At 64.3% G+C, this 24,822-nt stretch carries 20 protein-coding genes; 11 read left to right on the top strand and 9 right to left on the bottom strand.

All coding sequences use genetic code 11. The features are described 5' to 3' along the window. Window positions 1-8: 8 nt before the first annotated feature. The 7 genes from LB554_RS01235 to LB554_RS01205 all read right to left on the bottom strand — a co-directional run bounded on the left by LB554_RS01235 (window position 9) and on the right by LB554_RS01205 (window position 8,218). The gene (locus LB554_RS01235; protein WP_224582792.1) at window positions 9-1,562 is read right to left on the bottom strand and encodes an FGGY-family carbohydrate kinase; all 1,554 of its coding nucleotides are present in this window, start codon (window positions 1,560-1,562) and stop codon (window positions 9-11) included. Beyond that, a complete protein-coding gene (locus LB554_RS01230; protein ID WP_224582790.1) occupies window positions 1,562-2,686 on the bottom strand; it encodes an ABC transporter ATP-binding protein in 1,125 nt (374 codons plus the stop codon). The genes LB554_RS01235 and LB554_RS01230 overlap by 1 nt, the downstream gene beginning before the upstream one ends. Then, window positions 2,683-3,801 carry an ABC transporter ATP-binding protein gene (locus LB554_RS01225; RefSeq protein WP_224582788.1) on the bottom strand — a complete coding sequence of 373 codons (1,119 nt, stop codon included), beginning with the start codon at window positions 3,799-3,801 and terminating at the stop codon, window positions 2,683-2,685. Before LB554_RS01225 ends, LB554_RS01230 begins: the two co-directional genes overlap by 4 nt. 2 nt (window positions 3,802-3,803) lie before the next feature. After that, on the bottom strand, window positions 3,804-4,661 hold the full coding sequence (locus LB554_RS01220) for a carbohydrate ABC transporter permease (RefSeq protein ID WP_224582787.1): 858 nt from the start codon (window positions 4,659-4,661) through the stop codon (window positions 3,804-3,806). A gap of 9 nt (window positions 4,662-4,670) precedes the next feature. Next, the gene (locus LB554_RS01215) at window positions 4,671-5,594 is read right to left on the bottom strand and encodes a carbohydrate ABC transporter permease (RefSeq protein WP_015318968.1); all 924 of its coding nucleotides are present in this window, start codon (window positions 5,592-5,594) and stop codon (window positions 4,671-4,673) included. 158 nt (window positions 5,595-5,752) lie between these two features. Beyond that, window positions 5,753-7,198, bottom strand: a complete 1,446-nt coding sequence (locus LB554_RS01210) for an ABC transporter substrate-binding protein (protein WP_140715183.1) — start codon at window positions 7,196-7,198, stop codon at window positions 5,753-5,755. 45 nt (window positions 7,199-7,243) lie between these two features. Next, entirely contained in the window at window positions 7,244-8,218 is a 975-nt protein-coding gene (locus tag LB554_RS01205) for a sugar-binding transcriptional regulator (protein ID WP_015318970.1), read from the bottom strand. A 264-nt stretch (window positions 8,219-8,482) separates the two neighbouring features. Here LB554_RS01205 and LB554_RS01200 point away from each other — a divergent pair, with 264 nt between their 5' ends. Then, window positions 8,483-9,208 (top strand): MgtC/SapB family protein, encoded by a 726-nt coding sequence (locus LB554_RS01200; protein ID WP_140715185.1) that lies wholly within the window; start codon window positions 8,483-8,485, stop codon window positions 9,206-9,208. A 75-nt stretch (window positions 9,209-9,283) separates the two neighbouring features. Here the strand turns inward: LB554_RS01200 and ftsZ are convergent, their stop codons facing one another. Continuing rightward, the gene (gene ftsZ, locus LB554_RS01195) at window positions 9,284-10,321 is read right to left on the bottom strand and encodes a cell division protein FtsZ (protein WP_140715186.1); all 1,038 of its coding nucleotides are present in this window, start codon (window positions 10,319-10,321) and stop codon (window positions 9,284-9,286) included. Window positions 10,322-10,776: 455 nt separating this feature from the next. Between ftsZ and LB554_RS01190 the strand changes: the two genes are divergently transcribed. The 3 genes from LB554_RS01190 to LB554_RS01180 all read left to right on the top strand — a co-directional run bounded on the left by LB554_RS01190 (window position 10,777) and on the right by LB554_RS01180 (window position 15,319). Further along, window positions 10,777-12,837, top strand: a complete 2,061-nt coding sequence (locus tag LB554_RS01190) for a N,N-dimethylformamidase beta subunit family domain-containing protein (protein ID WP_224582786.1) — start codon at window positions 10,777-10,779, stop codon at window positions 12,835-12,837. 185 nt (window positions 12,838-13,022) lie between these two features. Beyond that, window positions 13,023-13,721 (top strand): GntR family transcriptional regulator, encoded by a 699-nt coding sequence (locus LB554_RS01185; RefSeq protein WP_140661516.1) that lies wholly within the window; start codon window positions 13,023-13,025, stop codon window positions 13,719-13,721. Between the two features lie 242 nt (window positions 13,722-13,963). Further along, window positions 13,964-15,319, top strand: coding sequence for a glutamine synthetase family protein (locus tag LB554_RS01180; protein WP_015318975.1), 1,356 nt, complete (start codon window positions 13,964-13,966; stop codon window positions 15,317-15,319). A gap of 5 nt (window positions 15,320-15,324) precedes the next feature. Here the strand turns inward: LB554_RS01180 and LB554_RS01175 are convergent, their stop codons facing one another. Beyond that, complete coding sequence (locus LB554_RS01175) at window positions 15,325-16,185, bottom strand: MurR/RpiR family transcriptional regulator (protein ID WP_015318976.1); 861 nt, start codon at window positions 16,183-16,185, stop codon at window positions 15,325-15,327. A gap of 150 nt (window positions 16,186-16,335) precedes the next feature. Here LB554_RS01175 and murA point away from each other — a divergent pair, with 150 nt between their 5' ends. The 7 genes from murA to LB554_RS01140 all read left to right on the top strand — a co-directional run bounded on the left by murA (window position 16,336) and on the right by LB554_RS01140 (window position 24,769). Next, window positions 16,336-17,592 carry a UDP-N-acetylglucosamine 1-carboxyvinyltransferase gene (gene murA / locus LB554_RS01170; protein WP_140617418.1) on the top strand — a complete coding sequence of 419 codons (1,257 nt, stop codon included), beginning with the start codon at window positions 16,336-16,338 and terminating at the stop codon, window positions 17,590-17,592. Beyond that, window positions 17,589-18,470, top strand: a complete 882-nt coding sequence (locus tag LB554_RS01165) for an N-acetylglucosamine kinase (protein ID WP_015318978.1) — start codon at window positions 17,589-17,591, stop codon at window positions 18,468-18,470. Before murA ends, LB554_RS01165 begins: the two co-directional genes overlap by 4 nt. 168 nt (window positions 18,471-18,638) lie before the next feature. Then, window positions 18,639-19,562, top strand: coding sequence for an N-acetylmuramic acid 6-phosphate etherase (gene murQ / locus LB554_RS01160; RefSeq protein ID WP_140715193.1), 924 nt, complete (start codon window positions 18,639-18,641; stop codon window positions 19,560-19,562). Window positions 19,563-19,682: 120 nt separating this feature from the next. Beyond that, window positions 19,683-21,194, top strand: a complete 1,512-nt coding sequence (locus LB554_RS01155) for an ABC transporter substrate-binding protein (protein WP_224582784.1) — start codon at window positions 19,683-19,685, stop codon at window positions 21,192-21,194. Between the two features lie 31 nt (window positions 21,195-21,225). Continuing rightward, window positions 21,226-22,185, top strand: a complete 960-nt coding sequence (locus LB554_RS01150) for an ABC transporter permease (RefSeq protein WP_224582783.1) — start codon at window positions 21,226-21,228, stop codon at window positions 22,183-22,185. Beyond that, window positions 22,185-23,024 (top strand): ABC transporter permease, encoded by an 840-nt coding sequence (locus LB554_RS01145; RefSeq protein ID WP_224582782.1) that lies wholly within the window; start codon window positions 22,185-22,187, stop codon window positions 23,022-23,024. Before LB554_RS01150 ends, LB554_RS01145 begins: the two co-directional genes overlap by 1 nt. After that, the gene (locus tag LB554_RS01140; RefSeq protein ID WP_224582781.1) at window positions 23,021-24,769 is read left to right on the top strand and encodes an ABC transporter ATP-binding protein; all 1,749 of its coding nucleotides are present in this window, start codon (window positions 23,021-23,023) and stop codon (window positions 24,767-24,769) included. The genes LB554_RS01145 and LB554_RS01140 overlap by 4 nt, the downstream gene beginning before the upstream one ends. Window positions 24,770-24,822 lie beyond the last annotated feature (53 nt).

Here is a 24,822-nt window from a genome sequence, read left to right as displayed (position 1 = left end):
TCGACTTCTCAATTTTCCTGCGATGTCGCCATGGCACGCCAGACCGGCCGCAGGGCCTGGTGCGCCAGCATGTAGGACGGGGTCATCCTGTCGTAGATCGCGGCGAGATCCGGGTCGCTCGGCTCGGCCTCGCCGAGCAGCGGCGTCACCCATTCGCCGACGCATTCGTCCATGGAGGCGTATTGGCCGACGCAGACCGCCGCGATCATTGCGGCACCGGCCGCACCGGCCTCCTCGCGCGCGCTGGTGCGCGTGTCGGCACCAATGGCCGCACCCAGGATCTTGCGCAGCGCCGGGCTTCTGGCGGCGCCGCCGGTCAGGCGAATTTCGCGCGGCAGCGGGCCCATGGCGGCGTAGCAATCGCGCGCCGCGAAGGCCAAGCCTTCGAAGACGGCGCGCACCAGATCGGCGTAGCCGTGACGCGACGAAATGCCGACGAAGCCTGCCCTGGCATTGGCATCGACGAACGGTCCGCGCTCGCCGGCTTCCGACACGTAGGGCTGGTAGAGCAGCGAAGCCGGCTGCGAGGCCGCGATCCAGGCGTCGACCAGCGCGATCATCTCGCCATTGCTGCGGGTTATGCCTTGCGAGGCGAGAATGCCCGAAGCGAGGCCAAGCACCCAGTCGATGTTGAGCGTCGCCGCCATGTTGGACTGCATCTGCGCGAAGACGCCCGGCGCCGGCATCGCCATCGTATAACCGGTCGCCGCTTCGTTGAGCTGCACATCATCAGGGGTCTCGGCCAGCCGCATGTGCATGCCGGTGGAACCGATGATCGAGCAGCCGGGCTTGCGCTCGCGGTCGAGGAGGCCGGCGCCGAGCGCGGTGCAGACGACGTCGACATAACCGAGCACGACGGGTGTGCCGGCAAGCATGCCGGTGACTTCGGCGGCGGCCGGCGACAGTCCGGCGCTGTGGCTCGTGCCGTCGACGATGGGCGGCAGCAGGTGTCTGAGATCGGCGACGCCGAGGACGTCGAGCACGTCCCCACTGTAGTCACGGGTGCGGAAGTCGCCGAAAGTGAAGGTCCCTTCGGACGGATCGGTGGCGCGTTCGCCGGTCAGCTTGAAATAGAGCCAATCCTTGCAGTGGAACGCGGTCGCCGCCTTGCCGAGCATTTCGGGCATGGTGCGTTTCATGAACGCGAACTGCGAGCCTTGCTGGCAGGCGGCGAGCCCGCTGCCGGTCTTCTCGAAGCGCAGCCGGTCATCGGGCCGCGCACGGATTTCCTCGACGACGCCGGCGGCGCGCGCGTCGAGCCAGAGCCAACCCTTGGCCACCGGCTCGCCCTTGCCGTCGATCAGCCAGGTGCCGTCGCCCTGCCCGGTCACCGCGATGGCGACGGTCCGGCTGGCGAGATCGGGCACCTCGTCGGCAAGCTGGCGCAAGGTGGTGGCGGCATCGGCCCATGTGCGGGCCAGATCCTGTTCGGCGCCGCCGCCCGGCAGCGTCTCGTAATGGTTCGGCGTTGCCGCGGCCGCGATCTGGCGGCCCTTCGTGTCAAAAGCGATGGACTTGATGACGGAAGTGCCGGCATCGATGCCTATTAATAGATCGCGCATCACGCGAGCTCCATGCCGTGCGAGATCGCAATGCCGCTCGCTTGGTCGAAGACGTGCAGGTTTTTGGGATCGATGCTGACATTGATGGGCGCGCCGAGGTCGAGCCGGGTGCGGTCATGCTCCACCAGGACCAGCGAGCCGCCGGCGAAGTCGGCGGCGATGTGGGTCTGGTCGCCGAGCCATTGGTTGGCCGAGACCCTGGCCGGAACACCCTCCTTCGAGCGCCTGACCGCATAGGGCCTGATGCCGATGACCACCCGCTCGCGGCTGAGCAGCTGGTCGCGAACCGGAGTGCTGAAGGCGTCCTTGTCATAGTCGAGCGACAGCCCGTCGGGCAGCTTGAGACTGATGCGGCCGGCGGTCGTGCCGACAAAGGCCTCGAAGACGTTCATCGGCGGCTCGCCGACGAAGGTGCCGGTGAACAGGTTCGCCGGGCGCTCCTTGATCCGGTCCGGCGTATCGAACTGCTGCAGCACGCCGCCCTCCATCACCGCGATGCGGTCGGCCAGCGCGTTCGCCTCGGTCTGGTCGTGGGTGACCAGGATCGCGGTCAGGCCGCGTTCCTTGATGAAGTGCTTGATGCGGCCGCGCAGCACGGCGCGAAGCTGCGGCTCGAGCTGGCCCATCGGCTCGTCCAGCAGATGCAGGTCGGCCTCGCGGATCAGCGCCCGGCCAAGGCTGGCGCGCTGCTGCTGGCCACCCGAAATGGAGCTAGGATAGCGCTCCAATATGTCCTCGATCTCCAGCAGCTTTGCGATGCTGGCGACCTTGGCGTCGACCTCGCTCCTGGGCAGCCTTGCGGCCTTGAGGGCAAAGGCCATGTTCTCGCGCACGGTGAGCGGCGGATAGAGCGAATAGCCCTCGAAGGCCATCGCCACGTTGCGTTTGACCGGCGGCAAGGTGTGTACCTTGCGGCCGGCGACCGCGATCGCGCCACGCGACACCTCCTCGAAGCCAGCGATCATTCGCAAGGTCGAGGTCTTGCCGCAGCCCGACGAGCCGAGCAGCGCCACGATTTCGCCCTTGCCGATCTCCATCGTCAGGTTCTTGACGGCGTGAACGCCCCTGTCGATCGGGCCATAGAATTTGTCGACGCCCGATATGGTGAGCGCGCTCGGGCTCATGCCGCTTCTCCGTTGCGCAGTTTGACGACATTCCTGGCGCCGATGCGCTCGCCGCTCGCCCGATCGAACAGCAGGGCGCTCTTGCCGTCGACGGCGATATGCGCCTTGCCTTCGCTGCGCCCCGGGGTTCCGGCCGGGCGCGAGACCAGGATTTCACGGCCGCGCACGGTGCGCACCAGGGTAACGATCTTTTCGTTGAGCGGCGTCTCCGCCTCGACGATCACCGGAACGGCGCCGGGTTCGTTTTCGCCGACGAAATGCAGGGCCTCGGGTCTCAGCCCGATGATGCAGTCGCGGCCGATGGCGGCCTCGGGAGCATCGGCGAGATGGACCTGCACATTGGACAGGCCGACATAGCCCCCCCGGGCATCGCGCGCGGGCTTGACGTCGAGCAGGTTGATGGTCGGATCGCCGAACAGCCGCGCAATCTCGATGTTGGCGGGCTCACGATAGATCTGCTCGGGCGTACCAAGCTGCCTGATGACGCCTTGCGACATCACCGCGATGCGGTCGCCGAGCGCCATGGCTTCCTTGTAGTCCTGGGTAACGTAAACGACGGTGGCGCCGCGATCGGCGAGCAGCCGCGGCAGTTCGAGCCGCATCTCGAAACGCAGCTTGGCGTCGACATTGCGCAAGGGATCGTCGAGCAGAAGCAGCGGCGGCGAACCGACCAAAGCGCGGGCAAGGGCCGTGCGCTGCTTCTGGCCGTTGGAGAGCGCGCGCGGCTTGTGGGAAAGCACATGGCCGATCTTCAACAATTTGGCGACGCTCTCGACACCGGCCTTGATCGCGCTCTGCGACGAGCGCTTGGCCGCCAGCGGCGTCGCGATATTGTCGAAAGCGCTCATATGCGGAAACAGCGCGAAATTCTGGAACGCCATGCCGACGCCGCGGAATTCCGCGTCGACATCGGTCATGTCCTCGCCGCCGATCAGGATCTTGCCTTCGTCCGGATCGATGACGCCGGCGACCAGCCGCAACAGCACCGTCTTGCCGGCGCCCGAGGGACCAAACAGCACCAGCGTTTCGCCATCGGCAACGGTCAGCGACAGATTGTCGAGGACGGTCTGGCTCTTGTAGCGCTTGACGACGTTTCTGAGTTCGAGGCTGGCCATTTCTATCCTTTCACCGCGCCGAGCGACAGGCCCTCGACCAGATAGCGCTGTGCGTAAAGGGCGAGCGCCAGCGTCGGCGTGATCGACAAGACTATGGCCGCCGAAATCTGGCCGTACTGGATGCCCGATGAAGTGATGAAGGCCAACGCGCCGACCGTCACCGGCTGCTTGTCGGCCGAAGCCAACACCAGCGCGAAAACGAAATTGTTCCAGGCGAAGATGAAGGCGAGCAGGCCGGCCGCCGCGATGCCAGGGCCGGCGAGCGGCAGCGCGATCTTGCGGAAGGTGGCGAACCAGGAATGGCCGCCGATGCGGTAGGCATATTCGATGTCGGCCGGAATATCCTCGAAATAGCCGCGCACGATCCACAGGATCAGCGGCAGGCAGATCAACTGGTAGACCCAGATCAGCCCGATATAGGTGTTGGCCAGGCCGAGCTTCTGGAAGTAGAGGGTCAGCGGCAGCAGCACCAGAAGTGCCGGCGCGAACTTGAACGACAGCAGCGTGAAGGCGATGTCCTCCGAACCCCGGAATTTGTGGCGCGCGAAGGCGTAGGCCGCCGGCACGCCGAGCAGCAGTGAAACCGCCACCGAGGTCACCGACAGGAATACCGAGTTCCAGAGGTTGCGCATGAAGGCGATGTCGAGCGTGCCGGCGGCCGTCATCAGCTTGCCGGTGATCAACGCCGTGTAGTTGGCGAGCGTCGGTTCGAAGATGAGCTGCGGCGGGATGCGCAGAATGGTCTCGTTGGTCTGGAACGACATCATGAAGATCCACAGGATCGGGAACATGAAGAAGATCACGACCAGCGTCAGTGCCGCGCCGCGCAGGATGCGTTCGAGAGGCGAGGTATGTTCCATCGCCGCCTCCTATGCCTGGCCGCGGGCGCGTTCGCGCAGCCTGAGCCAGTTCTTGATGAAGATGTTGGAGAGGAAATAGGTGATCGCCCACAGGATGATCATCAGCGCCGCCGAGCGGCCGACATTGGTCGACTGGAAGAAGTTGAGATAGGCCTCGACCTGGAACACGGTCAGTGTGTCGCCCGGCCCGCCCTGTGTCATGGCGTAGATGATGTCGAACTGCTGGATGGAATCGAGCAGGCGAAACAAGGTCGCCGTCAGGATGTAGGGCGTCAGCATCGGCAAGGTGATGCGGAAGAAGACGAAGCTCCTCGGCACGCCGTCGAGCGCGGCGGCCTCGAAGGGCTGCGTTGGCAGGCTGCGCAGGCCGGCAAGCAGCAGGATCATGATGAAGGGCGTGTAGACCCAGATGTCGACCAGCACGACGGTGAACAGCGCCGTCGACGGTGACGACGCCCAGCGAAAATCCTGCAGCCCGATGAGGCTGGCGAGATAGCTCAGCACGCCGAAGCCCGGATTGGTCATCAGCTTCCACATCAGTGCTGCCAGCGCGGGCGCCGTCATCAGCGGCATCAACAGCATGATCGAGATGAAGTTGTTGAGCGTCGAGCGCTTCTGCAGCAGCAGCGCGATGGCGAGACCGAGAAGCAGTTCCAGCACGACCGTGGTGCCGGCATAGAGCAGCGACACTTTCAACGTATTCCAGAATTTCGGGTCGGTGAAGAAGGAGATGTAGTTGTCGCCCCAGTTGAACTGGCGCGCCCAAGGCTGGCTCAGACGATAGCGTTGGAACGAGTAAACGACCGACGTCAGGAACGGGATCAGGATGCCTATGCAGACCAGCAAGGCCGGCAGGCTGAGCACATAGGGCAGCACCCGCTTGCTGATCCTGAAGCCGGATGGCTTGAGCCTTTGCGATACCACCGCAGTCATCGAGCTGCTCCGTTGTTGCTGTCGCTTCGCCCTGCCGGCCGCCCAAGGGAGCAAGGCGGCCGGTGGGGCGAAATGGCGGTCACCTTTCGGCACCGCATCGCAAACATGAAAGATGTGGCGAGGGCCGAACCGCCAAGCAGGCCGGCCCTCGTTGCGACTTAACCGAGACCGGCTTCCTTGAGCTGGCCGTTGATGCTCTCGGCGAGCTTGTCGAGGCCCTCGTCGATCGGCACTTCCTTGGACACCATCTTCTGCAGCGTCGCCGCCCATTCGGTGGTGAGATCGAAGAACAACGGCTGCGCCGTGAACTTGATCGAGGCGCCGGGTGCCGAGGCGTCGAACATCTCGACATAGCCCGGATAGCTCTTGTTCAGCTTCTCGCGGAAGACCTCATCTTTCCAGACCGACTGGCGGACTGGGTTGACAAAATCCATCTTGGTGGCGCCGAACAGCGCATGCTCAGGTCCGGAGGCCCATTGCATGAAGTACCATGTGGCGTCCTTGTCCTTGGAGAAGTTGGACATCGACAGCGACCAGATCCAGATGTTCGGCGTTGGTGCCTTGGCCTCCGGATTCGCCTTGAAGGCGGCGAAGGCAAGCTTGCCGGCCATCTTGTTGTCGCCACCATTCATGAAGTAGCCAAGGATATCGGCGTCGAAGATCATCGCCGAGGCGCCGGCGCCCAGATCGGTGCCGACCTGGTACCAGGTGTAGGTCGACCAGTCCTTCGGGCCGCTCTCCTGGATCATCTGCACCCACTGCTTGTGGAAAGCCTTGGACTGGGCGGTGTTCATGGCGGCCGACAATTTACCGTCGGCCGACACGTTCAGGTCCTTCTGATCGAAATTGGCGTAGGCCGACAGGAACCCCGGGTGTATGGTCGCCCAGGAGCGCGAGCCGCGCACACCAATGCCGTAGACGCCGCCGCCGACATCCTTGGTGAGCTTGGCGGCAGCGGCCACCATCTCGTCCATATTGCCGGGAACCTTGACGCCCGCCTTGTCGAACATCGCCTTGTTGTAGGTGATGTTGTTCTGCTCGAACCCCCACGGAATGCACCACTGCTTGGCGTCTTCCGATCCCAAAGCTCCGCCCGGCTTGCCGTTCCAGGCGCAGGAATTCTTGACGCCTGGCAGGAAGTCGTCCCAAGCATAGTTCGGGTTGGTCTTGGCCGGATCCTTGATCCATTCGTTGAGGTCGGTGATCCAGCCGGCTGGGCCATAGGTCCAGGTCATGTACGCGCCGGTCATGAAGGCATCATATTCGGGCGAGCTCGCCGACAATGCGGCCGTCACCTTGTCGAAATAGACGTCTTCGGGGAATACGTCGTAGACGACGTTCATGCCGGTCAGCTTCTTGAAGTTCTCAAGATTGGCGATCATGGCGTCGGCATAGGGATGCTTGTTGAGCAAGAGCTTGATGGTCTTGCCCTTATGCGCCTGCCAGTCGAAGTCCGCGGCAAGCGCGCGGGTCTGGCCGAGGTTGAGCAGCGTGCCGGCGGTGCCGGCGGCGAGACCCATGGCACCCAGGCCCTTGATCAGTCCACGACGGTCGACTTGTCCGCGCAGGAAGGCATCTATCAGGTCTTTCTCTTTCTCATGCATTTCGTCTTCTCCTCCACAGGGTAGTTTCAACTGGACTGTTGCCGGCTACCCGACCGGCGTCTCTTCCACGAGCGATCGCGCCGTGCGCTCGTCCGTTATCAGGCCCTTGAGATAGCGCCCCTCCAGCACCGACTTGATTGCGCGAACCTTAATCCTGCCGCCGGCGACGGCGACAATCCGGCGGCTGGCGATATCCTCGCGCGCCAGTGCCAGCGCCCGGTTGGAAACGGTCGTCGCCACTGCCTTGCCGGCCTCGTCAAAGAAATGGCCGAGCAATTCGCCGACACCGCCATTGCGACGGATCTCCTCCATCTCGCCCTTCTCGATCATGCCGGTGGCGACAAGCGAAGCCTCGCGTTCGGCGGTGCCGATGCCCGCAAACAACAGGTCGGCGGATCTGGCGAGATCGAAGACCTCACTAATGCCCTTCTGGCCCAGCAGCACGATGCGGTCCTCCGCCGTGTTGGCGAACATCGGCACCGGCATCACATAGGCTTCGGCACCGGTGCGTTCGGCGAGACGGTGGATGACATCATGCGGGTTGGCCGAGAATTTCCGCGTCAGGCCACCAAGCAGCGAGACGAAACGGATGCGGTCGGTGGTGGTGCGCGGCAGATATTCCACGCAGGCCGCGAGCGTGCGGCCATGGCCGACGCCGATCAGCGCCTGCTCGCCGCGCTCGATCTCGCGCTTGAGGAACTGCGCGCCGGCGATGCCGAGCGCCTTGAGCGGCAGATCCTCGGAATCGAAATCCGGAACCACCTCGCAATAGTCGAGGCCGTAGCGGCGGGACAATTCGTCCTCGAGCTCGACGCATTCCGACACTTCGCCGTCGATATAGACCTTCACCAGGCCTTCCTGGTTGGCCTTGGTGATGAGGCGGTGCGCCTTGAGGCTGGTCAGCCCCAGCCGCTTGGCGACCTCGGACTGGGTCAGGCCGCCGGCGTAATGAAGCCACGCGGCCCGCGCCGCCATGCTGGCATCATCGTCCCGCAAAAGGCCGTTTCCAAAACCAACCACGTTTCCATCCCGGTGATATTTTTATCAGTTGCTGCAAAATTTTTCACACGGATCGGACGAAGTCAAGCGCCACCTTCAAATTGCATGGCGTTTGGTCGGCTGCCGCGCGACGGTTCGCCGGGAACCTCACGAAGGCAAAAAGGTTCTTACATCGACAGCCCGAGGTCGCGACGTACCGGCCAGCCGCAAGCAACGTCGTCAGCGAGGGCGCCGAAATCCTGAGAAAAATGGAGGGCGGAGCACCAGCGCCGCCCTGACAGGGCGATGTTCGAGCCGCTTTGCTGCGATATGCCACTTCATCCGACATGGCCCGATCTTGTCGCCCGGTTGCTGCTTGCGCTGCTGGCTGGTTTCTTCATCGGCCTGAACAGGGAAGCGCGCGGCCACACCGCCGGGCTTCGCACGACCATCCTGGTCGCCCTGGCAGCCGCTGTGGCCATGATCCAGGCCAACATACTGCTTGATACCACGGGTAAGGGAATGGACTTCTTCGCCAGCATGGACGTGCTGCGTCTGCCGCTTGGCGTGCTGACCGGCGTCGGCTTCATCGGCGGCGGCGCCATCCTTCGGCGCGGCGATCTCGTGACTGGGATCACCACCGCGGCCACCATGTGGATCATGACGATGATCGGACTTGCCGTTGGCGGCGGCCAGTTTGGTCTTGCGGCAATTGCAACCGTGCTGACGCTACTGACACTTCAGGTGTTGAAATGGGTCGACCTCAAGTTGCCGCGCGACCACCATGCGATCCTGTCGGTTTCCTGGGCAAACGGATTCCCACCTGACCTTCCGGAGATGGTGCGGCCGCTCGGCTACGGCGCGCGCCTTGCCAAGATCGAGCATGATCCCAGCCGCGACCGCTTCGTGTACTCGTTCAATCTCGAATGGAGACAGTCCGACGCCGCCGAACCCTCGACGGAAATCCTGGCGCTGGTCGCGCGCGAATGCGAGATCGAGCGATTCGAGCTCATCGGCGAGAAGGCGTCCTGAAGAGCAATTTTTCCGCCCCGGGGACGCGGCAGATACCGCGGGTCGCCTGCCCGGGAGGTCAATCGAAGAGAAAGGTTACTGCAGGGTCCGTGCGGCGGACGGCACGGAATGGCCATGTGCCATGCCGGCATCGGCATCACCCTCGCCGAGCGAACGATCGAGGCCCGTCGCCACCACCGAGACCCTGAAGCGGCCTTCCATGCTCTTGTCGAAGATGGCGCCGACGATGATATCGGCGTCCTCATAGACCTCTTCACGGATGCGCGTGGCCGCCTCGTCGACCTCGAACAGGGTCATGTCCCGGCCGCCCGAAATCGACACCAGCACGCCCTTGGCGCCCTTCATCGACATTTCGTCAAGCAGCGGATTGGCGATCGCGGCTTCCGCCGCCTTCATCGCCCGGCCTTCGCCCGAAGCCTCGCCGGTTCCCATCATGGCGCGGCCCATGCCGCGCATCACCGATTTGACGTCGGCGAAGTCGAGATTGATCAGGCCTTCCTTGACGATGAGGTCGGTAATGCAGCTGACGCCTGAATAAAGCACCCTGTCGGCGATGACGAAGGCATCGGCAAAAGTGGTCTTGGCATCGGCAATCCGGAACAGGTTCTGGTTGGGGATCACGATCACGGTGTCGGCGGCCTCGCGCAGCCGCTCGATGCCCTCTTCGGCCATCTGCATGCGGCGCCTGCCCTCGAAGGTGAACGGCTTGGTGACGACGCCGACCGTCAGGATGCCGGCCTTGCGCGCCGCCTGGGCGATGATCGGGGCCGCACCGGTTCCGGTGCCGCCGCCCATGCCGGCAGTGACGAAACACATGTGGGTGCCGGCCAAATGATCCATGATCTCGTCCAGCGATTCTTCGGCCGCGGCACGGCCGATCTCGGGCAACGAGCCGGCGCCAAGGCCTTCCGTGACGTGCGCGCCAAGCTGGATCAGCCGCGTCGCCTTCGACATAGTCAGCGCCTGGGCATCGGTGTTGGCGGCAATGAACTCGGTTCCCTGAAGCTGTTCCACGATCATGTTGTTGATCGCGTTGCCGCCGCCGCCGCCGACGCCGATCACGGTGATCTTGGGTCTCATCTCGGAGATTTCCGGCTTCTTGAACTCGGCCATGCCTGCTTCTCCTTCGCCAATTGCGTGCGCTTCACGACCCACAAGCAGACTGCCTGCAAGACATTGCAATCGAGCGGCATGACGCGAATCAGTCCGTTCGGATGGGTACCCCAAAAAGCCAGAGAGCGGCCGGACGTGCAAGAGCGTGAAGGTCAAGTTTTGTGATGAAGAGGCCGACCTTCGAGAACGACTGTCCGGTTTCGGACGATCGCGATAATGTCGTCGTGGATCAGGCACCAAGCGGATGCCTGCGACGGATGCCTAGAACTCGCATTTGCCGAGGCCATCGATGGCTGAGCGAGATTTCTACGGACTTAATCAGCAAGCAAGGCCGAGGGGATATATGCGCCCTCCTGACCCAAAGGTATGAAAGAATTGTCCAGTTTGCCATCAATGAGAGTGCGACAGCCGGGGAGAGTGCGACAGCCGGGATCGCGACGCGGATTTTTGCGGCGATGAAACGCCCCGTCGACCACGGCGCCATGGCCGTCTCAGGCTATACCGTTCCTTGGCATACAGCGGCAGGAACACCAGTCGCCCTCCATGTCTCGTCGTCGCGGCCGGTACGCGACGTGCACGTCGTGCGGCTCGACACGCAAGCGGCCGAGCCGATGGGCTGGCGCGTCGAGCCGACGGGAAATGCCGTGTCCCGTCGCGATTTCGATCACGGATCCTTCCTCAGGGTCGCGGCGGCGGAACTTGCCAAGGCCACCGAGATCGAAGGCGTCGCCTTCGAAGTATACTTGACCCGCAACGATGGCGCCCGCGTGCTGTTCGAAAGCGGAAACCTGCGCCTCGGCTTGCAGGACGGGCGGCTGATATCAGGCGACGACGGCAACTCGCCCGATAGCGACGTGGTCTTGCCGGCAAACACCTGGCTCAAGGTCGAGATTTCGTCGAACGACGGCGCGACCGTGCTGCGGATCGATTCGGACGATCTCCTGTCGCCGTTTCGCCTGGATCGTCGATTCGACCTGCCGTGGCGGCTCCTGACCGGTGACATGGTCTTCGGCGCCAGCACGGCAAACGATGTCAGGTCGCTCAACGCGAAATTCTCGACGATCTCGCTGCAAACCGCGGCTGGCCGTATCGCCTGGACGTTTCCGACCCTGCTGCCGAGAGGCCCGCTCGCCTCGACAGGCACCGATCGCGTCCTCTTCCTGGAAACGGTCAACCAGCCCGCCTTCTGCATGACCTCGCGCCGCTGGGACGGGTCGAGTTTCGACCCCCGGCTGGTGCCGTCGCATTACGACGCCGTGCATTGCCACGACGACGACATGGAGGCGTTGCAGTGGCCGGCCTCATACCAATTGCAGGTTCCCGCCGAGGCGCCCGCCGGGGTCTATGCCTTCGAGGTCGGTCACGATGAAGGATCGGAGCGTATCGTCTTCTTCATCACTTCGTCGGAGCGCCGGGCGCCGTTGTTGTTCCTGGTGCCGACGGCCACCTATCTCGCTTACGCGGACGAATTCCTGCCGGCGCATCTCTACGAATGGATGTGCGAAGATCGCGGCCATCGCTTCGCGATCGATAACAATCTGAAGTCGCTCTACGACTATCACAGCGACCTCAGCGGCGTGTCGATCTGTTCCACCAGGAAGCCCAAGGCGACGCTGCGTGACGACTACAAGTATCCGCTCTGCGGCTGCCCGCACAATCTGCCGGTCGACCTGCATTTTCTACGCTTCTGCCACAACAATGATATCGCCTTCGATCTCATCACCGACCGCGACCTGCACGAACTGGGTCTTGCCGGCCTGCAGGAGTATCAGGCGGTCATCACCGGCAGCCATCCCGAATACATGTCGGTCGAGATGGAGCATGCGCTGCGCCAATTCGCGGCGGCGGGCGGCAGCATCGCCTATCTCGGCGGCAATGGCTTTGCCGGCAAGGTGGCGTTCCAGGACGATCTGATGGAATTGCGCCGCTCGCCGCTCGAGGCGGGCCGGACCTGGGACGGCCCCATCGCCGAACAGTCACTGTCGATTACCAACCAGCCGGGAGGCTACCTGCGCGCCAGCGGGCGCGGCGAGTTCTCGCTGACCGGCGTCGCCATCTCGCTGATGGGTTTCGATGGCGCGCGGCCTTTCACGCGTACGCCGGAAAGCCGTCAGCCCTCGGCCGCGTGGTTGTTCGACGGCGTCACCAGCGAGACCTTCGGCGACGAGGGCATCGTGCTTGGCGGCGCCGCCGGCTACGAGGTCGATGCCACCGACCCGCATCTGGGCACATCCCCCGACACCATGGTCATTGCCCGTGCGACCGGGTTCCCGGACAGCTTCGTCCATGACGCCACGCGCTGGTACGAAGGAGGTGACAGAGAGCGCGACGAGCGCCGCTGCGCGGAGATGACGCTGCGCCATCTGCCCTCGGGCGGCCTGATCTTCTGCGCGAGTTCGGTCGCCTGGTGCGGCGCCTTGCCCGCGGGCGATGCCATGAACGACGTCGGCCGGATCACCAGGAATTTGCTGACGCATCTGGCGCTGGAAAAGAGCGGGCCGGCCCCGGATCGATAGCCGGAAAAGAAGGCAGCCCGCCGCACCGCGCCGGCTCCGGCGGTTGGCTTGCCGCGCAACGACCGAAGCGTCTATCATGCCCGATCAATCGGCGGCTTGGGTGTTCCCGCCGTGCCGGGCCTAAGCTTTGTCCGCGGCGCGTGTCGTCAGGTCATTTTCAGAACGGATGAAGGTGCGCCCCGCCAATGGCCGGCAGAACACATTTCGGTTTGACCGCCGTCGACACCGTGCCCTTGCACGAGAAGGTCTATCTGGAGCTTGTGCGAGCCCTGATGTCGGGCCAATTCCTGCCCGGTCAGAAGCTGACCTCGCGCAGGCTCGCCAGGGAACTCGGCACCAGCGACATGCCGGTGCGCAGTGCCTTCATGCGGCTGCAGGCATTGCGTGCACTGAGCCCGATGCCGAATGGCAGCGTCGAGGTGCCGGTGATCTCGGCCGAGCGATTCTCGCAATTGACCGCCGTGCGCACACTGCTCGAAGGCCCGGCGACCGAGCTTGCGACGAAACTGATCAACGGCAACAATCTGCGGGCGATCCGACGCCATTGCACAGAACTGACCCTGACGGCCCGCAAAGGCGATATCGGCGACTATCTCAGGAAGAACCACGATTTTAAGTTCTCGATCTATCGCCATTGCGGCAACGAGCAGATGATCTTCCTGATCGAGACGGTGTGGATGCAGGTCGGCCCGTTTCTCAGAAACCTCGCCGTGGGGTTCGAGGACGACCTCTCCTCCATCCTGGACATCGACTATCACGAGGAAGTCGTTGCCGCGATCGAGGCGCAGGACGGTGCGCGAGCGCGGGCGGCCATCGTTCGCGACATCGACGAGGGTGCTGCCCACATCCTGCGGCAGGTCAGATTCCCGGAAGCGAGGAGCTAGGCCGGTGTCTCCTGCACCCCAGATGCCGCTTGGCTTTCCCTTGCCTTGTCGCTATGTTGCGATCGCAGATCGCGCAATTGGTTCCTGAAATGCCTCCCGACATACCGGCTAACTGCTTGAAAAAATGAAGGAAACTTTTCCGACCGATGTCGGAGGTGCCTTCATGAACTCATCAGCTGCTTTGTCGTAGAAATAGGGTGCTCGCCTCAGACGCGACACCGCAGGGAACCAGAGGTTTGAAATTGGGCGATGCAATTGCGGACGTTTTGAACTGGCTTGAAAGCCGAAGCGACATCCAGAGCCTGAGGGCCGCGGTGTGCGACCTCAACGGCATCATGCGGGGAAAACGCATCCCCGTCGAGCAGGCCCGCAAGGCGCTGGAGGGCAAGCTGCGCATGCCCTACTCGCTGATCGGGCTCGACGTCTGGGGCGAGGACATCGAAGGCAACAGCCTGGTCTTCTCGACCGGCGATGCCGATGGCCTTTGCCAATGGACGGGTCGCGGCATTCTGCCGGTGGAATGGACGGCGCATCCGACGGCGCTCGTCCCGCTCTGGCTCGCCGATGAGAGCGGAGCGCCCTATCTCGGCGACCCCCGGCGGGCACTGGCCCGCATCCTCGATCGCTACAAGGCGCTCGGCCTGACGCCTGTCGCGGCGACCGAACTCGAATTCTACCTGGTCGATCCGCAATCGCAGCGGCCGGTCGGGCCGGTCTCGCCGGTCACCGGGCGGCGCCTCGATTCCGACGCGGCGCTGTCGATCGACGAGATCGACGATTTCGAAGCCTTCATCCACGACATCTATGAAGCCTGCCGCGCGCAAGGCATTCCCGTCGATACGGCAATCGCCGAAAACGGCGTCGGCCAGTTCGAGATCAACCTGAACCATGTCGCCGACGCCTTGCGGGCCGCCGACGATGCGGTGTTGTTCAAGCGCACGGTGAAGGGCATTGCCCGCAAGCACGGCTTTGCCGCCTGCTTCATGGCCAAGCCCTATGGCGACCGCGCCGGCAACGGCTTCCATGTCCATTTCAGCCTGGTCGACGCCGATGGGCGCAACGTGTTCGACGACGGCACCGACCAGGGTTCCGACACCATGCGACACGCGGTCGGCGGGCTGCTGGCGGCGATGGCCGAAAGCACGCTGGTGTTCGCGCCGCACTTCAATTCCTACCGCAGGCTGCGCCCGAGATCCTACGCGCCGACCGCGGTCGCCTGGGGTTACGAGAACCGCATGGTCGCGATCCGCATCCCCGGCGGCCCGACCGGCGCGCGCCGCATCGAACATCGCGTCTCGGGAGCCGACGCCAACCCCTATCTCGTGCTTGCCGCCATACTGGGCGCCGCGCTGATCGGCATCGAGAAGCAGATGTCGCCGGGCGACCCGGCGGGGAATGACGGGCAAGGCGTTGCCCCGGCCAAATTGCCGCCGGACTGGGCGTCGGCGATCGCAACCTTTGAAGGCGGGACGCATGTGGCGGAGATCTTCCCGGCGATCCTGCGCGACTCCTTCGTCGCCTGCAAACGCCAGGAATTGAATACGTTTGCCCTCAACGTCAGCGATTTCGAGATCGAGACCTATCTCGAAAGCGTCTGAGGCCTTTACGACGAGCGCTCGGCCTTCAGCACCGTGACCGCCGCCTCGCTGTTGTGAACGTAGTCGTTGGCGTCGGGCTGCTTCTGTACCAGCAGGATGAACAGAAGGTCGGTCAGCGTCAGCTGCGCGTCGCGCGCGGTGATGGAGGAAGAGCGCGCGCGTTCCTCGTCGGCGAGGGTGTAGAGGCGGATGTCGGCGACGCGGCTCAGCGGATTGTCGTGCAGGCCGGTGACGGCGATCACCGTCGTGCCACGCTTGCTGGCAAGCTCCGCGATACGCAAGGTTTCGATGCTGGCGCCGGAATAGGACAGCGCGAACAGCACATCGTCAGGCCCGAGCGTCGAGGCGTTGGCCATCTGGATGTGGCTGTCGCTGTCATGCAGCACATTGCGGCCGAGCTTCATCAGCTTGTATGAAAAATCGCGCGCCACCAGCGAGGAGGCGCCGACGCCGACCAGATGGATGCGCCGCGCGCCATCCAGCAGGTCCAGCGTCCTGGAAAGGATGCGCTCGCTGTTGGCGGCGACGGTCTGCTGCATCGACAGCAGCTTGCTGCCGATCAGCTTCTTCAGGATGACCGGAAAACCGTCACCCACCTCGATGGAGCCGTGGATGACGCCGGCCGGCACCTGCCAATCCTGCGCCTTGGCCTCGCTGACGGCGAGCTTGAGCTCCTGATAGCTGTCATAGCCGAGCTTCTGGCTGAACTTGACGACGCTAGACTGGCTGCGGCCGATCTCGGCCGCAAGCGCGGCCGTCGACAGCCGCAGCATCTGGTCGGGATTGTCGATGATATAACGGCCGATCTCGCGATCGCCGGGCGCCATGCCGTCGAGCTCGGCACTGATCCTGCTTAAGACGGACACGGAAACCCCTCGCTCTTCACTGCAAGACGAGGAATAAATTATTCCAATTTTGATTGACAGCCAAGAACGCAGAATTAATTCTCGACCGACCCGAGGTCATCGCTCGGGATCCCGGGCAGGTCACCGGACGTGGCCGTCAAGGTTTCAGCCATGGACAGATTGCGGATCGTCGGCGGACAGAGACTGGAAGGCGCGGTCACCATATCGGGCGCCAAGAATGCCGCTTTGCCGCAGATCGCGGCCGCTCTTCTCAGCCCCTACCCGCTGGAACTGACCAACCTGCCCGATGTGACCGACGTCGAAAACATGCTCGGCGTGGTGCGACTTCACGGCGCCGAAATCACCCGGTCCGCCCATGCCGCCACAATCGACACAAGTACCGCCGTTTCCAAGGAGACCTCCTACGACACGGTACGGAAAATGCGGGCGACGGTGCTCGTCCTGGCGCCGTTGCTGGCGCGGTTCGGCCATGCCCGGGTTTCGCTGCCGGGCGGCTGCGCGATCGGCGCGCGGCCGGTCGACATGCATGTCGCCGCACTCGCCGCGCTTGGCGCCAGGATCGCCGTCGAGAACGGCCTGATCGTCGCCTCGGCCCCGAACGGGCTGACCGGCACGCGCATCGTGCTCCCCTCGCCATCGGTCGGGGCGACGGAAACCGCCATGATGGCGGCGACCGCGGCCAAGGGCGAAACCGAGATCCTGAACGCGGCGCGCGAGCCGGAAGTGGCCGATCTCGCCGCCTGCCTCGTTGCCATGGGCGCGCGCATCGAAGGCGCCGGCACGCACCGTATCCTGATCGCGGGCGACACCAGCTGGCACGCCGCCAGGCACGACATCATCCCCGACCGCATCGAGGCCGGCACTTATGCCATCGCGGCCGCCATCACCGGCGGCCAGCTCGAACTGACGCACGCCCGGCTCGAGCACATGGCCTCGGTGGTGCAATTGCTGGAGGCGACCGGCGTCAGCGTCTGGCCAGGCGACCGCGGTCTGATCGTCTCGCGCGACCGGCCGCTCAAGGCCGCGGATCTGACGACGGAACCCTATCCGGGCTTTCCGACCGACCTGCAGGCGCAATTCATGGCGCTGATGTGCTGCGCCCAGGGTGCGTCGCTGCTGCGCGAAACCATCTTCGAGAACCGCTTCATGCATGTGCCCGAACTGATGCGGCTCGGCGCCAACATCAAGCTGCAAGGCACGATGGCGCTGGTGCGCGGCGGCGAGAAATTGCACGGCGCGCAGGTGATGGCCACCGATCTGCGGGCTTCGGTGTCGCTGGTGCTGGCGGCGCTGGTCTGTGAAGGCGAGACGACAATCAACCGCGTCTATCACCTCGACCGCGGCTACGAGCAGCTGGACCGCAAGCTGCGCCTGTGCGGCGCCGATATCGAGCGGCTGGGCGCATGAATACCGAAGCGGATTATTTTCTCGGCGTCGACGGCGGCGGCACCGGTTGCCGCGCCCGTCTCGAGGACGCGCAAGGCACGGTGCTGGGACAGGGCCTGTCGGGGCCGGCGACGACGCGGCTCGGCATCGAGGCAGCCTGGACCTCCATCGCGAAAGCTTTCGGCGCGGCGATCGAGGAAGCAGGTTTCGCGCCAGCCGAAACCGCCAAGATCCATGCCGGCATCGGCCTTGCCGGCATCGGCCGCAAAGGCGCGCTTGAGGCGTTGCGGGCAATCGCGCATCCCTTTGCCAGCATCGACTTCGTCAGCGACGGCATCGGTGCCTGCCTTGGCGCGCATTCCGGCCGGGACGGCGCCATCGTCATCGCCGGGACCGGCTCGATCGGCCTCGGCTTCGTCGAGGGCCGCGACCTGCGCGCCGGCGGCTACGGGTTTCCGATCTCCGACGAGGGCAGCGGCGCCGACCTTGGATTGAAAGCCGTGCAACTGGCATTGCGCGCCCATGACGGCCGCCACGAGCGCACGGCGCTGCTGGCGGAGGTCATGCAGCGCTTCGCGGGCGACCCCATGGAGGCTGTCGCCTGGATGGACCGCGCCAGCGCCACGGACTATGCCGCGCTTGCACCCATGGTGATGCGCCATGCCGACCAGGGGGATCCCGTTGGGCGGCGCATCGTGCAAGGTGCCGCCGAACAGATCGACACGCTGGTGCGGGTATTGTTCGAAAAAGGCGCACTGCGCGTGACGTTGCTGGGCGGCCTCGCCAGCCCGCTGGAGCCCTGGCTTTCTCCCGATGTGCGCCGCCGCCTGAAGCCCGCCGACGGCGACGCCGTATCCGGCGCGATCATTCTTGCCAAGCGTTCGGTTTGCAAGGGATAGCCAGCACGGGCAGGAATAAAATATTCCAAATCTCTGTTGACGATGTGAATATCAAATTCTAAAAAGTTAACAAAGAAAAACTGCGATGACAGACCCAAGGTCCGTCTGCACTGGTTGCCAGTCGAGCGATGCCGGGCGCCGTGTGGCAGAACTTTTGAAAGCGCTGGGATGACCGAGCAAGGGTTGATGTCTGAGCTGGATCGCTTGGTTTCCGAGGGTCGGAACCCAAGGACCGTCGACATCGATCTGCTGCCGACCCTCGACGTGCTGCGCAGGATCAATGACGAGGACAAGATCGTCCCAGCGGCCGTCGAAAAGGTGCTGCCCGAGATTGCCGCCGCGGTGGACCGGATCGTGCTTGCCTTCGAGAGGGGCGCACGCCTCATCTACATGGGCGCCGGCACCAGCGGTCGGCTTGGCGTGCTCGACGCTTCGGAATGCCCGCCGACATTCGGCGTGCCCGAAGGCATGGTGGTCGGCCTGATTGCCGGCGGGTCCGACGCGCTGGTGCGCTCGCTCGAAGGCGCCGAGGATGACCCGAAGATGGGCGCCAAGGCCTTGCAGGGGATCGGACTCACACCCGACGACGTGGTGGTCGGCATCGCGGTCAGCGGACGCACGCCCTATGTCATCGGCGGGCTGACCCATGCCAGGCAGATCGGCGCAACGACGGTCGCCCTCTCCTGCAATCCGGCATCCACCATTGCCGGTATCGCCGACATCGCGATCTCGCCCGTCGTCGGCCCCGAAGTGCTCACCGGCTCGACCCGGCTGAAATCGGGAACCGCGCAGAAGCTGGTGCTCAACATGCTGACCACGGCCTCGATGATCCGGATCGGCAAGAGCTACCAGAATCTGATGGTCGACCTGAACCCATCGAACAGGAAGCTGGTGGCCCGGGCGATCAGGATGGTCATGCAGACGACCGGCTGTACCGCGCCGCAGGCGCGGCAGGCGCTCGACCGGACCGGCAAGGACGTCAAGTTGGCGATCCTGGTGACCATCACCGGCCTCGACGTGGACGCGGCGCGGGCCGCTTTGTCCAGGGCCGGAGGGTTCCTGCGAAAGGCGATCGGCGACGAAGCAACCTGAAGCCACTTTAGACAAGACGGCGTCAAGCCGCATAGACTGGGCCGACACTCCATAGCATGTGTGCCTTGGAAGCGGTCCTCGGAAACTGCAAGGCACCGAGTTCAATAATGGGAGACGAGAATGGTTCATCTTACAAGAAGGCTGCTTTCGGGCATCACCCTTGCCGCGATGCTCGGCATCGCGACGGTTTCGGCGCAGGCGGCGACGCTGCACATGGCCTGGTCCCAGGACGCCACCGGGCTTGATCCGCACAAGCAGACGGCCTTTTCCTCGCTGCGGCTTTTGGAGCTGATCTATGAGCCGCTGGTGCGCGTCGACGCCAGCCTGCGGATCATTCCCGCCATCGCCTCCTCCTGGGAGTTTTCGAAGGACGGCAAGGGGCTGACCTTCAAGCTCGATCCCAAGGCGAAATTCCAGGACGGCACCGCCGTGACATCCGCCGACGTCAAGGCGTCGTTCGAGCGCATTCTCGACGAGAAGACCGGTGCCGCTGCCCGCGCCAACTTCCTGTCGATCGCCAGCATCGACACGCCGGATGCGGCGACCGTCGTGTTCCACCTGTCGCAGGCCGACGCACCTATCCTGACGGCGATGAGCGACGTCAACGCGGCCATCGTTCCGGCGACCGAGATCAAGGCCGGCTCGATCGGCACCAGGACGGTCGGTTCGGGCCCGTTCAAGCTCGACAAGTGGGATCCCAACGCCAAGGAAGTCTTGAGCGCCAACAAGAACTGGGCCGGCGGCGCGACCGGCGTCGACGGCATCGAGATCAGTGTGCTGCCCGACGAGGCGGCGATCCTCGCCGCCATGCGCACCAAGCAGATCGATTTCGCCTTGCTCAACGATCCGCTCGTCGCCACGCTGGTGCCGAAGGAAGCCAACTTGCAATTGAACCGCGTGCCGGTGCTGGCCTACAACGTGCTGCAGCTCAACCCGTCGCGGAAGCCGATGACCGAGCTCAAGGTGCGCCAGGCGATCTCCTGCGCCATCGACCGGCAGGAGGTGCTGGACACCGCCGCGCTGGGCGAAGGCAAGGTCACCGGACCGCTGACCATCCCGGCGCTGGCCACCGATCCCAGCCAGTTGTTCTGCTACAAGCGCGATGTCGAAAGGGCCAAGAAGCTGATGGCCGAGGCCGGCTTTGCCGACGGCTTTTCGGCGACCGTGATCGGCGCCACGGGCGAGCCGCCGACGGCAGCCGCGGAAGCCCAGGTCATCCAGTCGCAGCTCGCCGAAATCGGCGTCAAACTCGATATCAAGATGATGGAGCTCAACGTCTATGTCGACGCCTGGCTGAAGGGCGATTTCGACATGGCGATCGCGCTCAATGGCGGCCGGGCCGACCCCTATACCATGTACAACCGCTACTGGACCAAATCAGGCAATCTGCAAAAGGTGGCAAACTACATCGACGATACGCTCGACAGCCTGATGCAGCAGGGCCGCGCAGAGACCGATCCAGCCAAACGCAAAGCGATCTTCGCCGAATTCGAGAAGCATCTCGCCGAAATGTCGCCGTGGATCTGGCTCTACACCTCTTACAGCTACACGGCGCAGCAGAAGAACATATCCGGTTTCGTGCCGACGCCGACCGGCACGCTGTTCAGCCTGAGCAAGGTGACGATCCAGTAGCTTCGGCAACGGGACGAGAGGTCTTCCTGGCGTGAACTATCTCCTGCGACGGCTAGCGACGTTTCCTCTCGTCCTGCTTGGCGTGTCCATCCTGGTCTTCGTCGCGATCCGGATGGTGCCCGGCGATTCGATCACGGCGATGCTGGGCACCGAGGCCGGCCTGCTGACGCCGGCACAACGGGATTCGCTCGCCGCCTATTTCGGCATCGACCAGCCCTGGTTCGTCCAGTACTGGCGCTGGATCGGCGGCATCCTGCACGGCAATTTCGGCATATCCGTCACCTATGGCAGGCCGGTTCTCGAGGTCATCCTCGAGCGCTTCCCGCTGACCTTGGAGCTGGCGCTCCTCTCTATGATCATTGCACTTGCCGTCGGCATGCCGGCCGGCATCTACGCCGCCACTCACAACGAGAAGCTGTCCGATCTCGGTGTGCGCGTCGTCGCCATGATCGGCCAGTCGACGCCGAGCTTCGTGCTTGGCTTGCTGATCATCTACACGCTGTCGGCGGGCTTCGGCGTACTGCCGGCGATGGGTGAATTCGTGCCGCTCTGGCAGGATCCCTTGCGCAATCTCAGCCAGTTGATCCTGCCCGCCATCACGCTGGGCTTTGCCTTCGCGGCGTCGGTCACCCGCATTGCGCGATCGGCAATGCTCGACGTGTTGAGCGACGATTATGTGCGCACCGCACGCAGCAAGGGCGCTTCGGCGCGCAGCGTCATCTGGCGGCATGCGCTTCCCAATGCGCTGATCCCTGTCGTGACGCTGAGCGGCATAGAATTCGGCTACCTCCTGGGCGGCGCCGTCATCGTCGAACAGATCTACGCCCTGCCCGGCCTCGGACGCATGGTGCTCGACGCGATCCTGCAGCGCGATTACGCGCTGGTGCAGGGCAGCGTGCTGTTCATCGCCTTCAACTTCATGATCGTCAATCTCCTGGTCGACCTCGCCTATGTCGCGCTCGATCCGCGCATCCGGCTGGGGGAACAGTGATGCGCATCCTGCGTGCCATCTTCGGCCATGGCAGCGGCCGCATCGGCGGCGTCATCGTGTGCGTCTATCTGCTGCTTGCCATCCTCGGCCTGCTCGGGCTGACGCCGCACAATCCGATCACGCAGTACCGTATCGACCGGCTGCATGCGCCCAGCGCCGCCTACTGGATGGGCACCGACCTGTTCGGCCGCGACGTCGCCAGCCGCCTGATGGCGGGCATCGGCCAGTCTTTTACCGTCGCCTTCTTCTCGGTGGCCTTCGCGGCGCTTGCCGGAACGATCCTGGGGTTGGCCGCCGCCTGGCTCGGGCGCCGCTGGGACGGCGTCGTGATGCGGATCATGGACGTGCTGCTGGCCTTCCCGGCGATCCTCCTGGCGCTGCTCATCGTCACCGTTGCCGGCCCCGGCACCTGGACCAGCGTCGTTGCCATCGGCATCGTCTACACGCCGATCTTCACCCGCGTGGTGCGCGGCCCCGCGCTGTCGCTCAAGACACGCGAATTCGTCGACGCCGCGCGTACCTTCGGCAGCAGTTCGAGCTACATCGTCATGCGCCACCTGCTGCTCAACCTCGTGGCGCCGTTGACTGTGCAGGTGACGCTGGCGCTCGCCTGGGCGCTGCTGACCGAAGCCGGCTTGAGCTTTCTCGGCCTTGGCACGCAGCCGCCCGCCGCGTCGCTCGGCCTGATGCTGAGCGACAGCCGCAACCTGATGGAGACGGCACCCTGGCTGCTGATCTTCCCAGGCCTGGCGATCATGATCAGCATTCTGGGCTTCAACCTTTTGGGCGACGCCTTGCGCGACATCCTCGACCCGAGGATGCGGAGCGCGTTCGCATGACCCCGCTCTTGTCAGTCTCGGACCTGCGCGTCGGCTTCGGCCGCGACCCCCGGGCCAATGAGGTGGTGCGCGGCGTCAGTTTCGATATCGCCGACGGCGAGACCCTGGCCATTGTCGGCGAAAGCGGCTCGGGCAAGTCGGTGACGGCGCTGTCGATCAACCGGCTCGTGGATTTCGGTGGCGGCCGCATCACTGGTGGCTCGATGAAGCTCAAGCGGGCCAATGGGACCGTCTTCGAGTTGACGACCGCGACCGAACCGCAACTGACCGGCATTCGCGGCGCCGAGATCGGCATGATTTTTCAGGAACCGATGACCTCGCTCAACCCGGTGCTGACCATCGGCACCCAGATCGAGGAATCGTTCCGCCTGCATCGCGGCCTGACCGGCCGGCAGGCTACTGCGGCAGCCAAGGACGCGCTCGACCGCGTGCGCATTCCCGATGCCGCAAGGCGGCTGAAATACACGCCCAACCAGCTGTCCGGCGGCATGCTGCAGCGGGTGATGATCGCCATTGCACTGGCCTGCAACCCGCGCCTGCTGATCGCCGACGAGCCGACGACGGCGCTCGACGTTACCGTGCAGGCACAGATCATGGCGCTGCTTGCCGAGCTGAAGCGCGAAAGCGGCATGTCCGTCATCTTCATCACCCACGATATCGGCCTGGTTGCCGGCATCGCCGACAAGGTGATGGTGATGCAGAACGGGCAGGCCGTCGAACAGGGTGAGCTCAACCGGATCCTCGACAGCCCCCAGCATCCCTACACCCAGCATCTGCTGCACGCCGTGCCGCATTTCGCCAGCGGTCGCGCGACGCGCTCGGATGGGCAACGTGACAACGGCGCGAGCGCCGAACCGGCCTTGAAGGTCGATGGCCTCGTGGTTCGGTTTCCCCTCAAGAGCAGTTTCTTCAGCCGCGCCACCGGCGCGGTGCATGCCGTGGACGGCGTCGATTTCGACCTGATGCACGGCGAGACGCTGGCCATCGTCGGCGAAAGCGGTTCGGGCAAATCCACTGCCGCCAAGGCGGTGCTAGGGCTTGTGCGGCCGGCGCGCGGCAGCTTCTCGGTCGATGCCCGAGCGGCCTCGCCGAGGCGCAGCGCCAAGCCCATGCAGATGGTGTTCCAGAACCCTTATGCCTCTCTCAATCCAAGGCTGACGATCGAGAGCATTCTGGCGGAACCCGTGATCGCCACCGGCGGCCGGGTGGATGCCGAAACGCGGGCCAGAATGGCGCGCCTGCTGGAACGCGTCGGCCTGCCCAAGAACAGCCTCGAGCGCTATCCGCATGAATTCTCCGGCGGCCAGCGGCAAAGGCTGTGCATCGCCCGCGCGCTGATGCTCAACCCGTCCGTCGTGGTCCTCGATGAAGCAGTGTCGGCGCTCGATGTGTCGGTGCAGGCCAAGGTGCTGGAGCTGCTGGTCGACTTGCAGCGCGAGTTTGGGCTGGCCTATCTGTTCATCTCGCATGACATGGCGGTGGTCGAGCGGATCGCGCATCGCATCGCCGTCATCTATGCCGGCCAGATCGTCGAGATCGGCGACGCACAGTCCGTGCTGTCGAAGCCGAAGCATTCCTATACGAAGAAGCTTATATCAGCCGTTCCGACCATCGACCGGCGACATGAGCGTTTCGAACTGGATACGCGCCAGGTGCCTTCGCTGGTGCGCCCGAGAGGGTTTGAGCCGGCGCCGGCGCGATGGGAGCAGTTTGGCGGGGATCATATGGCGAGGGTGGAGGTGTGATGGACGGTGCACTGGGATATGCAAGGTCGGCGGGACAGCACCCCCCTCTGGCC

It is taken from the genome of Mesorhizobium sp. CO1-1-11 (genome assembly GCF_020164995.1).
Lineage (GTDB): Bacteria > Pseudomonadota > Alphaproteobacteria > Rhizobiales > Rhizobiaceae > Mesorhizobium > Mesorhizobium australicum.
Note: the sequence above shows the minus strand (reverse complement) of the source record. Positions and strands in the feature narration are given on the sequence as shown.

Excerpts from the sequence above, each read along its gene's own strand:
- LB554_RS01235 (WP_224582792.1), bottom strand. The coding sequence starts at position 1,562 with ATGCGCGATCTATTAATAGGCATCGATGCCGGCACTTCCGTCATCAAG.
- LB554_RS01230 (WP_224582790.1), bottom strand. The coding sequence starts at position 2,686 with ATGAGCCCGAGCGCGCTCACCATATCGGGCGTCGACAAATTCTATGGC.
- LB554_RS01225 (WP_224582788.1), bottom strand. The coding sequence starts at position 3,801 with ATGGCCAGCCTCGAACTCAGAAACGTCGTCAAGCGCTACAAGAGCCAG.
- LB554_RS01220 (WP_224582787.1), bottom strand. The coding sequence starts at position 4,661 with ATGGAACATACCTCGCCTCTCGAACGCATCCTGCGCGGCGCGGCACTG.
- LB554_RS01215 (WP_015318968.1), bottom strand. The coding sequence starts at position 5,594 with ATGACTGCGGTGGTATCGCAAAGGCTCAAGCCATCCGGCTTCAGGATC.
- LB554_RS01210 (WP_140715183.1), bottom strand. The coding sequence starts at position 7,198 with ATGCATGAGAAAGAGAAAGACCTGATAGATGCCTTCCTGCGCGGACAA.
- LB554_RS01200 (WP_140715185.1), top strand. The coding sequence starts at position 8,483 with ATGTTCGAGCCGCTTTGCTGCGATATGCCACTTCATCCGACATGGCCC.
- ftsZ (WP_140715186.1), bottom strand. The coding sequence starts at position 10,321 with ATGGCCGAGTTCAAGAAGCCGGAAATCTCCGAGATGAGACCCAAGATC.
- LB554_RS01190 (WP_224582786.1), top strand. The coding sequence starts at position 10,777 with ATGAAACGCCCCGTCGACCACGGCGCCATGGCCGTCTCAGGCTATACC.
- LB554_RS01185 (WP_140661516.1), top strand. The coding sequence starts at position 13,023 with ATGGCCGGCAGAACACATTTCGGTTTGACCGCCGTCGACACCGTGCCC.
- murA (WP_140617418.1), top strand. The coding sequence starts at position 16,336 with ATGGACAGATTGCGGATCGTCGGCGGACAGAGACTGGAAGGCGCGGTC.
- LB554_RS01165 (WP_015318978.1), top strand. The coding sequence starts at position 17,589 with ATGAATACCGAAGCGGATTATTTTCTCGGCGTCGACGGCGGCGGCACC.
- murQ (WP_140715193.1), top strand. The coding sequence starts at position 18,639 with ATGACCGAGCAAGGGTTGATGTCTGAGCTGGATCGCTTGGTTTCCGAG.
- LB554_RS01155 (WP_224582784.1), top strand. The coding sequence starts at position 19,683 with ATGGTTCATCTTACAAGAAGGCTGCTTTCGGGCATCACCCTTGCCGCG.
- LB554_RS01145 (WP_224582782.1), top strand. The coding sequence starts at position 22,185 with ATGCGCATCCTGCGTGCCATCTTCGGCCATGGCAGCGGCCGCATCGGC.
- LB554_RS01140 (WP_224582781.1), top strand. The coding sequence starts at position 23,021 with ATGACCCCGCTCTTGTCAGTCTCGGACCTGCGCGTCGGCTTCGGCCGC.